Annotated in this window: 9 protein-coding genes (1 of these 9 running past the window's edge); 7 read left to right on the forward strand and 2 right to left on the reverse strand. The window is 59.7% G+C overall.

Annotation, left to right across the window (positions count from 1 at the left end):
• From IM739_RS00040 to IM739_RS00060, 5 genes are all read left to right on the forward strand, one after another.
• Positions 1–447, forward strand: the final stretch of a protein-coding gene (locus IM739_RS00040; RefSeq protein WP_237369249.1) for a phosphoribosylaminoimidazolesuccinocarboxamide synthase. It extends 504 nt beyond the left edge of the window; 447 of the gene's 951 nt are visible here — the last part of the coding sequence; its start codon lies off the left edge, out of view; it ends in the stop codon at positions 445–447.
• 126 nt (positions 448–573) lie between these two features.
• Positions 574–1,125, forward strand: coding sequence for a TetR/AcrR family transcriptional regulator (locus IM739_RS00045; protein WP_237369250.1), 552 nt, complete (start codon positions 574–576; stop codon positions 1,123–1,125).
• A 148-nt stretch (positions 1,126–1,273) separates the two neighbouring features.
• Entirely contained in the window at positions 1,274–2,482 is a 1,209-nt protein-coding gene (locus tag IM739_RS00050) for an efflux RND transporter periplasmic adaptor subunit (protein ID WP_237369251.1), read from the forward strand.
• Positions 2,483–2,523: 41 nt separating this feature from the next.
• Entirely contained in the window at positions 2,524–5,640 is a 3,117-nt protein-coding gene (locus IM739_RS00055; RefSeq protein WP_237369252.1) for an efflux RND transporter permease subunit, read from the forward strand.
• Between the two features lie 145 nt (positions 5,641–5,785).
• Positions 5,786–7,204 (forward strand): efflux transporter outer membrane subunit, encoded by a 1,419-nt coding sequence (locus tag IM739_RS00060; RefSeq protein ID WP_237370922.1) that lies wholly within the window; start codon positions 5,786–5,788, stop codon positions 7,202–7,204.
• Positions 7,205–7,286: 82 nt separating this feature from the next.
• Here the strand turns inward: IM739_RS00060 and IM739_RS00065 are convergent, their stop codons facing one another.
• Entirely contained in the window at positions 7,287–8,117 is an 831-nt protein-coding gene (locus IM739_RS00065; RefSeq protein WP_237369253.1) for a MerR family transcriptional regulator, read from the reverse strand.
• Positions 8,118–8,269: 152 nt separating this feature from the next.
• Here IM739_RS00065 and IM739_RS00070 point away from each other — a divergent pair, with 152 nt between their 5' ends.
• Together IM739_RS00070 and IM739_RS00075 are read left to right on the forward strand one after the other, a co-directional pair.
• Entirely contained in the window at positions 8,270–9,556 is a 1,287-nt protein-coding gene (locus tag IM739_RS00070; RefSeq protein WP_237369254.1) for a 4-aminobutyrate--2-oxoglutarate transaminase, read from the forward strand.
• The gene (locus tag IM739_RS00075; protein ID WP_237369255.1) at positions 9,553–11,037 is read left to right on the forward strand and encodes an NAD-dependent succinate-semialdehyde dehydrogenase; all 1,485 of its coding nucleotides are present in this window, start codon (positions 9,553–9,555) and stop codon (positions 11,035–11,037) included. Before IM739_RS00070 ends, IM739_RS00075 begins: the two co-directional genes overlap by 4 nt.
• Positions 11,038–11,138: 101 nt before the next feature.
• Here the strand turns inward: IM739_RS00075 and efp are convergent, their stop codons facing one another.
• The gene (gene efp / locus IM739_RS00080) at positions 11,139–11,708 is read right to left on the reverse strand and encodes an elongation factor P (RefSeq protein WP_237369257.1); all 570 of its coding nucleotides are present in this window, start codon (positions 11,706–11,708) and stop codon (positions 11,139–11,141) included.
• Positions 11,709–11,777: the final 69 nt, after the last annotated feature.

Here is an 11,777-nt window from a genome sequence, read left to right on the forward strand (position 1 = left end):
GTCGAACAGTGGCAGACGCTCTCACAATATGCGCTGGCGCTTTTTGCCAGGGGCCAGAAGCTCGCAGCCGCCAGGGGCCTGATCCTGGTCGATACCAAATACGAATTTGGCACCGACGAGAATGGCACCATCATCCTTGCGGATGAAATTCACACGCCCGACAGCAGCCGTTACTGGATCGCCGACAGCTATCAGCAAGCCTTTGAAGACGGCACCCGGCCGGCAAGCTTTGACAAGGATTTCGTCCGCGCCTGGGTTGCGGAACGCTGCGATCCCTACAAGGACAAAATCCCCGAAATTCCGCAGGCGCTGGTCGAAGATACGTCGAGGGTCTATATAAAAGCCTATGAAGCGATCACAGGACAGACATTTGTCCCCGACGATCGCGGCGCGACACCGAAGGATCGGGTCCGTGAAAATCTTGCCAGCTACTTTCCGGAGATATGAGCAATCGTGTCATCAGGCTTCGACAAATGCATGAAGAACAGTTCTGCTCAGGCTATGCCTGAGCGGCACCCAGCGCCGCGCCGTTCGCGCCGACCTGCAGAGGAAACGCGCGAAGATATTCTGAACATGGCCGAAAACCTGTTTCGCCTACATGGTTATGCCAGCGTCACGATCGCCGACATCGCAGCAGAACTGTCGATGTCGCCGGCCAATGTCTTCAAGCATTTTCGCACAAAGGCAAGCCTGGTGGACGCGATTGCAACCCGCGCGATCCAGGAAACCATCAATGAACTGAAGGTCCTTGATCAAAACAAGCCCGCCCCCGTTCGGCTCTATGAGCTTGCCCGTCACCTGATGGACGAGCATCTTGCTGACCAGAAAGACGCACCCTTCGTCTTCGAGATGATCCAGGTGACCATCCGGGAAGAACTAGATTGCGGCGAGCGCTTCCGCGAAATGGTGGTCGAGACAATCGCCGAGATCATTCGCGCCGGCAAAAGCCAAGGCCTGTACCATGTCACGGACATTCACCGGTATGCCGGCGCCACGTTTGATGCTCTCGCATGTGTGATCCACCCTGTCATGCTCGGGATGGAAAATGCCGATAAATTGGCAACACGGTGTAAGGAAGTCGTCAATCTTATTGACATCGCCTTGCGCTCACCTCTTGCCAAGTGATGAAACTTAACATACGTCACTTCACATTTGCTGCCCTTGGGACGGGGCGGCAGTCGCGGCATCGGGCGTAGCAGCTCTCAAGGCTCCGGAATGGGCATGGGATTTGCTTCGCAAGATGCCTTTCGTCATTCTCGCTTTGGAACCCCCTATGACACGACGTCTTAAGCTCACATCCGTCCTCGTACTCTGCGCGGCGGCGCTTGCCAGCTGCAGCGATTCCGGCACAGAACAGAATGCCGCGGGCGCACCCGGCGGCGAAAAGCCACCGTCACCGGTCAGCGTGGTGCTGATGAAGCAGGCGCCTCATCCCCTGACATCCACCCTGCCCGGCCGCGCCTCCGCTTTCCAGACTGCGGAAATCCGCCCGCGTGTCAGCGGCGTGATCAAGGAAATCGCCTTCAAGGAAGGCAGCGAAGTCAAGGCCGGCGACCTGCTCTTCAAGATTGAAGACGACAGCTATCGCGCGGAAGTCGCCCAGGCCCAGGCAAGCCTTGAAAAGGCCGAAGCCAGCGTACCGACCGCACAGTCGAACCTGGCCCGTCAGGAACGCCTGGTCAACAGCGGTGCAACGCAGGTCGAGCTTGAAAATGCCCGCGTAACGCTTCTGCAGGCCCAGGCCGATGTGGCCCAGGCGAAAGCCGCCCTGCGCGCCGCCGAAATCAATCTCAACCTGACCGAGATCCGTGCTCCTTTCGAAGGTGTCACGAACGTATCGGCCTTCTCCATCGGCAACGTTGTGACGGCCAACCAGACAGATGCCCTGACGACTTTGCGTCGCCTCGACCCGATCTACATTGAATTGACCGAATCCAGCGTCAATCTCCTGCGCCTGCGCGAAGCCATCAAGGCAGGCCGCGTCGATCAGTCGGGCGACCAGAGGGCCGATATCCGCCTCACGCTGGAAGATGGTCAGCAGTATCCGATCGTCGGCAAGCTCGACATGTCGGAAATGGCGGTCAGCCAGACGACCGGTACCTTCTCCATCCGTGCAGTGTTCGACAATCCGGACAACCTCATCCTGCCCGGCATGTATGTCCGCGCCACGGTCACGGTTGGCACAGAAAACGGCTTCCTCATTCCCCAGCGCGCCGCCACCCGCAACGCCCAGGGCGAACTGAACGCGAAATTCGTCACCGCCGAGAACAAGGTCGAAACCCGCACCTTCGCTGACAGCCAGATCTCCGGCAACAATTGGCTGGTGGCTTCCGGCATCAAGGACGGCGACAAGCTGATCGTGGACGGTTTCCAGTGGATCGGTGACGGCGCGCCTGTCCAGCCGGTCGAAGCCACAATCAATGATCAGGGATTCGTCGTTGAAACCGCGGCGCCCGCCGCCGCCCCTGCAGCGCAACCGTAATCGCGCTCCGGCTAGGCACAACAGGCGTTAAGGGATAACCAATGGCCAAGTATTTCATCCGTCGCCCGATCTTTGCATGGGTGATCGCGATCATCATCATGTTGGGAGGCGCTTTGGCGATCTCGACATTGTCGATCGCCCAATATCCGGAAATCGCGCCGACGACGGTTCGCATTTCCGCAACCTATACCGGCGCCAGCGCCGAAACAGTTGAAAAGTCGGTGACATCCATCATCGAGGACGGCATGACCGGCCTTGATGATCTCACCTACATGACCTCGTCATCGAGCACTGGATCCGCAACCGTCACGCTGACCTTCGGCAACACCATCGACCCGGACATCGCCCAGGTCCAGGTGCAGAACAAGCTGCAACTCGTGCAGTCGCAGCTGCCGGATGTGGTTCAGACGACGGGGCTTTCGGTCACCCGGTCGACTTCCAGCATTCTGCTGGTTGGCGCGCTCGTGTCGACCGACGGCAAGCGCAGCCCGGTTGAACTCGGCGATATCTTCACCAGCCAGATCGAGGACCAGATCAAGCGGCTGGAAGGCGTCGGCAGCATCCAGATCTTCGGCACCGGCTACGCCATGCGCGTCTGGCTTGACCCGCTCAAGCTCAACAAGTTCCAGCTGACGCCAAGCGACATCACGTCCGCCATCGAGGCCCAGAATACCCAGGTATCCGTCGGCTCGATCGGCGGCCAGCCGGTCGCTCAGGGTCAGCAGCTGAATGTCACGGTCACGGCGCAGAGCCAGTTGCAGACGGTTGCCGATTTTGAATCGATCATTCTCAAGGTTGAAACCGACGGCGCAACCGTCCGCCTCAGCGATGTCTCGCGTATCGAGATCGGCCAGGAAGAATATTCGACGAACACCCGCTCCAACCGCAAGCCGGCAACCGGCTTTGCCGTGAACCTAGCTACCGGCGCGAATGCCCTCGACACAGCTGCCCGCGTCAAGGCTGCCCTGGGTGCGGTAACTGCCAGCCTGCCTGAAAATGTCGTCATCACCTACCCCTACGACACGACGCCATTTGTTCAGCTTTCGATCGAGAAGGTTGTCCACACGCTGATCGAAGCGATCGTGCTGGTGTTCTTCGTGTTGCTGATCTTCCTGCAGAACCTGCGCGCAACGATCATTCCGATGATTGCGGTACCTGTCGTTTTGCTGGGAACCTTCGGCATCCTCGCGTTGACGGGCTACTCGATCAACACATTGACGATGTTTGCCATGGTGCTGGCCATCGGCCTTCTCGTCGACGACGCGATCGTCGTCGTCGAAAACGTCGAACGCATCATGTCGGAAGAAGGCTTGTCGCCGCTTGAAGCGACCGAGAAGTCCATGGGTGAAATCACCGGTGCCATCGTCGGCATCGCGCTGGTGCTCACCGCGGTCTTCATCCCGATGGCGTTCTTCGGCGGTTCGACCGGTATCATCTATCGCCAGTTCTCGGTGACCATCATATCGGCAATGCTGCTGTCGGCACTCGTTGCCATCGTGCTGACGCCGGCACTCTGCGCCACGATGCTGAAGCCAATCGACCACACGGCGGAAAAGCGCGGTTTGGCCGGCTGGTTCAACCGCAACTTCGAAAAGACGACCAACAGCTATGTTTCGTCGATCGCTTATCTCTTGAAGCGCCCAATGCGCGTGATGCTGATGTTTGCTGTCGTCATCGCCGGGTGCGCCTGGTTCTTCATCCGCATGCCGACCTCCTTCCTGCCACAGGAAGACCAGGGCGTGCTGATGACGATTGTCCAGCTTCCGAACGGCGCCACAACTGCGCGGACGGAAGAAGTCATCAAGAAGATCGAGGACTTCTATCTGGAGAAGGAAAAGGACTCGATCCAGGACGTGTTCGCGGTATCCGGCTTCAGCTTTACCGGCTCGGGCCAGAACTACGCGATGGTCTTCGCCAAGCTGAAGGACTTCGACCTGAGAAAGTCGCCGGACCAGGCTGCGTCTGCAGTGGTCCAGCGCGCGATGGGCTATTTCTTCACCCTGCGTGACGCGATGGTCTTCCCGTTGCAGCCTCCGGCGATTCCGGGTCTCGGCAATTCGAGCGGCTTCTCTATGTATCTCGTCGACAGCGGCAAGAATGGTACCGAAGCCCTGACGGCAGCGTCCCAGAAACTGATCCAGGCCGGCGGAAGCAATGCGAATGTCAGCTCGCTGCGTTCCAACAGCCCGCCGTCCGAAAGCCAGCTGAAGATCCTCCTCGACCAGGAAAAGATGGGAGCGATGGGGCTCGATCTCGCCACCGTCAATTCGATGCTGTCGACGATCTTTGCCGGACGCGATGTCAACGACTTCACGCTCAACAGCGAGCTGAAGCCGGTGATCGTTCAGGGTGACGCGCCCTATCGCATGCGCTCGGATTCCATCAACGAATGGTTTGCCCGCAACGGCACCGGCGAGATGGTCCCCTTCTCGGCCTTCACCAACCTGCAATGGATCACCGGCGCACCGAACCTCGACCGTTACAACGGGATCGGCGCAATCTCGCTCGAGGGCGCGGCCGGTGCGGGTGTCAGCTCGGGCACCGCGATGGACACAATGGAACAGCTGACCGCCGAACTTGGCGGCGGCTATACCGTGGCCTGGCAGGGCATTTCCTACCAGGAACGTCTGTCGGGATCTCAGGCACCGATGCTCTATGCCCTTTCGGTACTGATCGTCTTCCTATGCCTGGCAGCCCTCTACGAAAGCTGGTCAATCCCGTTCTCGGTCATCATGGCTGTGCCGGTCGGCGTTCTCGGCGCCGTAGCTGCCGCTTCACTGTTCGGCCAGTCGAACGACGTCTACTTCAAGGTGGGCCTGCTGACGACGATCGGCCTTGCGGCAAAGAACGCGATTCTCATCGTGGAATTTGCCAAGGACAGGCAAGCGGCGGGTGTTGGCCTGATCGAAGCGACACTCGAAGCCGCAAAGCTTCGTCTGCGCCCGATCATCATGACATCGCTGGCCTTCATTCTTGGGGTTGTGCCACTTGCAATCGCAACGGGTGCCGGTTCGGCAGCGCAGAATTCGATCGGTATTGGCGTACTTGGCGGCATGCTGACTGCGACGGCACTCGGAATTTTCTTCGTGCCATCGTTCTTTGTCATCATTCGCAAGCTTTCCAGCAGGGAAAAACGCACGCCCCCCCTGTCATCTTGATCTCTGTGTTGATAGGTTAAGGAAACATTGTGTCGGCTTTCGGGGAAAGCCGACATAATAATTAAGCATAAATTCACGCAACCGCGCTCTCATGAACGAATCAGGCTGCGGTCCGTAACTTGGGTGAAAGATCTAGGAAAAGATGATGGGTTCTATTCGCATAGCCGCTCCCCTCGCGATGCTTCTACTTTCCGGCTGCGTGACCGGTCCTGATCACACCGCGCCAGAGACCCCGTTGCCGGGCAAGTTTGCCGAAGGCGGCAAAGAAGCGAATGGCGACGTGTCGACCGTTGCCTGGTGGACCGCATTCAACGATCCAAGGTTGAATTCGCTGGTCGAGCAGGGCATGAACCAGAACCTCGATGTGCTCCAGGCCCTTGAACGCATTACCGCCGCCGAAGCGAGCTACCTTGCCGCCGATGCGAGCGCCAAGCCCCGGCTTGACCTGTCCGCGTCGCAGGAAACCTCGCGTCAGACAGGCCGCGGTGCCTATTCCGGCCAATCGCAGGCCACAACATCGACCAGCTCCGGCGGCTTGAGCGCTTCCTGGGTGCTTGACCTGTTCGGCCAGTATCGCCGGACCAAGGAAAGCTCCAAGGCAACACTCGATGCAGCCTACGCCAGCGCCGACGTTGCTCGCCTGACATATCTTTCCAGCATTGCCACAGCCTATATCGATGCCCGCTTCTTCCAGGAGCGAATCGCCATTGCCAAAAAGAGCCTGGCGTCCCGCCGCGAAACGCTGGACCTGACCAAGCTTCAGCTTGAGGCAGGCGCTGCATCGCGTCTCGATGTTGTTCAGTCCGAAGGTCTGGTGAATTCGACCCTGTCTGAAATCCCGGGCCTCGAAACAAGCTTCCGCGCATCGGCACATCGCATCGCCCTGCTGCTTGGTCTTCCGGCATCTTCGCTGGTCGCCGATCTGCAGAAGGGTGCATCGCAGCCTTACGCACGTCGCAGTGTCAGCGCCGGCGTCCCGGCCGACCTGGTTCGCAATCGTCCGGACATCCGCGCCGCAGAACGCAATCTGGCCGCAGCCGTTGCCCAGATCGGCGTCGCGGAGGCACAGCTTTATCCGTCGATCTCCCTCAGCGGCACGATCTCGTCCAGCATCATCGCCACCAGCGCGGCAAGCGGCGGCGTCACCCCCTGGTCCTTCGGCCCGAGCCTGACCCTGCCGATCTTCGACGGCGGCCGCCTGAAGGCCAATGTCGACATTGCCAACTCTTCGGCCCGCGAACAGTATCTGGCCTGGAAGCAGACCGTACTCTCGGCCGTTGAAGACGTGGAAAATGCCCTGGCTTCGATCAGCCGTACGCGCCGGACGGTGTCCGCACTCAACGCGACGGTGAATTCTTACCAGGAAGCCCTGTCCCTCTCGACGGCAAGCTACCGTGATGGCGCATCGTCGCTGCTCGACGTTCTCGACGCTCAGCGCTCGGTCGATAGCGCCCGCGCAAATCTGGCAGCCGCCGTCCAGCAGATGGCCACCGACTATGTCAACTTGAACGTTGCGATCGGCGGCGGCTACGCCTTCGACGCGAAAACCGCCAAGACGATGTAATAGACATGCATCCGAAAAAGCCCGGCGCCAGAAATGGCAGCCGGGCTTTTTTTATGTGCCAAATGGCAACAGAAGCATCCGATCAGAATGTCGCGGGTGTATTGATCCAGATCAGAACCGTCTCGCTGCTTGCCGTGTTGCGCCAGGAATGCGGCCTGCGGCTTTCGAAATAGAAGCTGTCGCCGGCATGCAGTTCGAAGAAGCAGTCTCCATCCAGGATGATTTCCAGGCTGCCCGACAGCATGTGGATGAATTCTTCGCCGGCGTGCTGATAAGCTCCTTCGCTTGACGCGCCAGGCGCAAGCTGGAAGCGATTGCACTCCATCTGGTTGCGTCCCTCGGCCAGCACCTGGATGGCAACGCCGGATGACGTTGCAGGCCAGGATGGCCACTTTCCGTCCCGAATGAGCGATTCGCCTCCCTGCCCCTGCTCCTGGCCACTCAGGGACGCGACGGTGGTGCCAAGACAGCTGGCGACCTCATGCAAGGCCGTGAAGGACAGCCCTTGCGAGGTGCGCTCGAATGTTGAAAGCTGCGACACCGACACGCCGGTTTTCTGCGCGACGGCCTCCAGGGTCTTGCCGGCTTCTCGGCGCAAGCGGCGAATCTTCAGGCCAACAGGAAAACTGGCGGGATCGCCGGCATCTTCCGGCTCGAATGATGTGATCTCGGGTTCCACCGCGACAGCCTCGCCGCGCAAGCTCTCCCGGATTGCAGCCGGATTCAGTCCCTTTTCGCTCCGCAGCCAGGAAATTGTCTTCAACCGGTCCACCAGTGCGCGATCGTAAAGCCGCTGGCCTTTCGGCGTGCGGATCGGCTGGATCAGATCCTGCGTTTCCCAAAGCCGCAAAGTTGACGGCGATACGCCTGCCATCCTCGCGGCCTCAGCAATCTTGAAACGGATATCATCCATGAGTTCAGGTCCTACCGCACGACGTCACTGCGCCCGGTAATAATTGCGGCAAACCATATTGCAAGTCTACAGAAAAAATGTAGGAAATATGCAAGAGCAATGATCGGACCGAAGAACCGACGCCGATGGCCCATCCAGAGAGGACCTTTACGATGAAGAATTCCGAAATTTCAGCGCGCAAGAACGACGCCATCTCGCGCGGTGTTGGCATGACGACGCAGATCTATGCCGACAAGGCCGAGAACTCGGAGATCTGGGACGTTGAAGGCAACCGCTATATCGACTTCGCCGGTGGCATCGCCGTGCTCAACACTGGTCATCGTCATCCGAAGGTGATCGAGGCGGTCAAGAAGCAACTCGACCGCTTCACCCACACCTGCCATCAGGTCGTGCCATACGAAAACTACGTCGCGCTGGCCGAGCGCCTGAACAAGCTGACACCGGGCAACTTCGAGAAGAAGACCATTTTCGCCACCACCGGCGCCGAAGCGGTAGAAAACGCCATCAAGATCGCCCGTTGCGCCACCAACCGCTCCGCAGTCATCGCATTTACCGGCGGTTTCCACGGCCGCACCTTCCTCGGCATGTCGCTGACCGGCAAGGTCGTCCCCTACAAGGTTGGCTTCGGCCCGATGATGGGCGACGTCTACCACGTCCCCTTCCCGCTTGAACTGCACGGCATCGATGTCGAAACCTCGCTCGATGTCCTCGACAAGCTGTTCAAGGCCGATGTCGATCCCAAGCGCGTTGCGGCGATCATTCTGGAACCCGTTCAGGGCGAAGGTGGCTTCTATGAAGTTCCACGCTCGCTGATGAAGGCATTGCGCGAGATCTGCGACCAGCATGGTATTCTGCTGGTGGCGGACGAGGTCCAGACCGGTTTCGCGCGAACCGGCAAGATGTTCGCCATGGACCACTATGACGTCGTCCCGGACCTGACCACGATGGCGAAAAGCTTGGCCGGCGGCTTCCCGCTCTCGGCAGTCACCGGCCGCGCCGAACTGATGGACGCGCCCGGCCCCGGCGGCCTTGGTGGCACCTATGCCGGCAATCCATTGGCGATCGCCGCCGCCCACGCAGTTCTGGACGTCATCGAGGAAGAAAAACTCTGCGACCGCGCCAACCAACTCGGCAACCGCCTCAAGCAGCGCCTTGAAAGCCTGCGCGGCGACATTCCGCAAATCATGGACATCCGCGGCCTCGGCTTCATGAATGCGGTTGAGTTCGGCCTGCCGAACTCGCACAAGCCGGATGCCGATTTTACCAATGCCGTACGCCTGAAGGCGCTGGACAAGGGCCTCATCCTTCTCACATGCGGCGTCTACAGCAATGTGGTGCGCTTCCTTGCGCCGATCACCATACAGGACGAGGTGTTCAACGAAGCGCTCGACATCATCGAAGCATCGATCCGCGCCGTCGCGGCGGAGGCAAAGGCATGACCATTTCGAACCTCCTGACCTCAAAACTGAAAGACCCGACCCTGGTCACCGACAAGGCGCTTGTCGGCGCCGAATGGGTCGCCAAGGCATCGGACGGCAAGACTTTCGACGTCACCAACCCGGCAACCGGCGAAATTGTCGCCACGCTGCCCAATCTCGGCAAGACCGAGGTGGTCAAGGCCATTGATGCCGCCCATAGCGCCCAGAAGGCATGGGCGAAAAAAACCGGCAAGGAACGTGCTGCCGTCCTCAGGAAGCTCAATGACCTGATGGTTGCCAATGCAGACGACCTCGCCACGATCCTGACCATGGAGATGGGCAAGCCATGGCCGGAGGCCCGCGGCGAAATCCTGTACGGCGCATCTTACGTCGAATGGTTCGCCGAGGAAGCCAAGCGAGTCTATGGCGACGTCATCCCCGGCCATCAGCCTGACAAGCGCATTCTGGTGGTCAAGCAGCCCGTCGGTGTCGTCGGCGCCATCACGCCGTGGAACTTCCCCAACGCCATGCTGGCCCGCAAGGTCGCACCGGCGCTCGCGGTCGGCTGTGCCATGGTCTCCAAACCGGCTGCCCAAACGCCGCTTTCGGCTTTGGCCATCGCCATTCTCGCCGAGCGTGCCGGCCTGCCCGGCGGCCTGTTCTCGGTGCTGACCTCCACGGATGCCGCAATGGTCGGTCAGGAATTCTGCGCCAATGACAAGGTCCGCAAGCTGACCTTCACGGGTTCGACCAATGTCGGCCGGATCCTGATGCGCCAGGGTGCGGATCAGATCATGAAGCTGGGATTGGAACTTGGCGGCAATGCACCCTTCATCGTCTTCGACGACGCCGACCTCGATGCGGCCGTCGAAGGCGCGATGATCTCCAAGTATCGCAATGCCGGCCAGACCTGCGTCTGTGCCAACCGCCTCTACGTGCAGGCAGGCGTCTACGATGCCTTCGCCGCCAAGCTCGCGGAGAAGGTCAACCAGCTGAAGGTCGGCGACGGCTTCGCCGAAGGCGTGACGACCGGTCCGCTGATCGACAGCAATGCGATCAAGAAGGTCAAGGAACACGTCGCTGACGCCGTCTCCAAGGGCGCCAAGGTCGCGCTCGGCGGGAAAAGCTCGGCGGCAGGTGATCTTTTCTTCGAACCGACGATCCTGACCGGCGTCACGACCGACATGAAGGTCGCGACCGAGGAAACCTTCGGTCCTGTCGCACCGCTGTTCAGGTTCGATACCGAAGAGGAAGTCATTGAACTGGCCAACGCAACCGAGTTCGGCCTTGCCTCCTATTTCTATTCCAAGGACATGGCCAAGATCTTCCGCGTCGCCGAAGCCCTGGAATATGGCATGGTCGGCATCAATACTGGCCTGATCTCCACCGAGACAGCACCCTTCGGCGGCATCAAGCAGTCCGGTCTCGGCCGCGAAGGCTCGAAATACGGCACCGATGACTATACCGAGATCAAGTACATGTGCCTCGGCGGCATCAATTGATGTCAACCGATCCAGCTTCGAACAGAAGCGGGATGCATCGAAACGAAAAAACCCGGCGTCCAGGACGCCGGGTTTTTTAATTCAGGCTCGTTGAACCGAAATCAGTTCTTGGCGCGCTCGACGTAGGAATTGTCTTCCGTCGCGATGACGACGCGGGTACCTGCGTCGATATGCGGCGGTACGCTGGTGCGGATGCCGTTCGACAGCATGGCCGGCTTGTAGGACGAAGACGCCGTCTGGCCCTTGACGACCGGTTCGGTCTCGGTGATTTCGAGCGTTACGTGGCGCGGCAGTTGCAGCGCGAGGGCGATGCCTTCGTGCATCGACAGAATGCAGACCATGCCTTCCTGCAGATAGGCCTTCTGGTCACCCATGGTTTCCGCATCGACGACAACCTGGTCGTAGTTTTCCGGATTCATGAAGTGGAAGCCTTCACCGTCTTCGTACAGGAACTGGTGGTTGACGTCTTCGACGAAAGCCCGCTCGACCTGCTCTGTCGTGCGCCAGCGTTCCGACACCTTCACGCCATCGACGATGCGGCGCATGTTGACCTGGGTCACGGGTGTGCCCTTGCCGGGGTGGAAGTTTTCGGCAGTCAAAACGACGTAAAGCTTGCCGTCGACGTCGATGACATTGCCCTTGCGGACAGAAGAGGCGATAACCTTGACCATTGGAATTCCTTGTATCTGCGATAGACCCGTCGTAAAGGACGACCCGCCGTCCGTAGTGACGTCTTCGAA

Source organism: Rhizobium sp. SL42, from assembly GCF_021729845.1.
In the GTDB taxonomy this organism is placed as follows: Bacteria; Pseudomonadota; Alphaproteobacteria; order Rhizobiales; family Rhizobiaceae; genus Allorhizobium.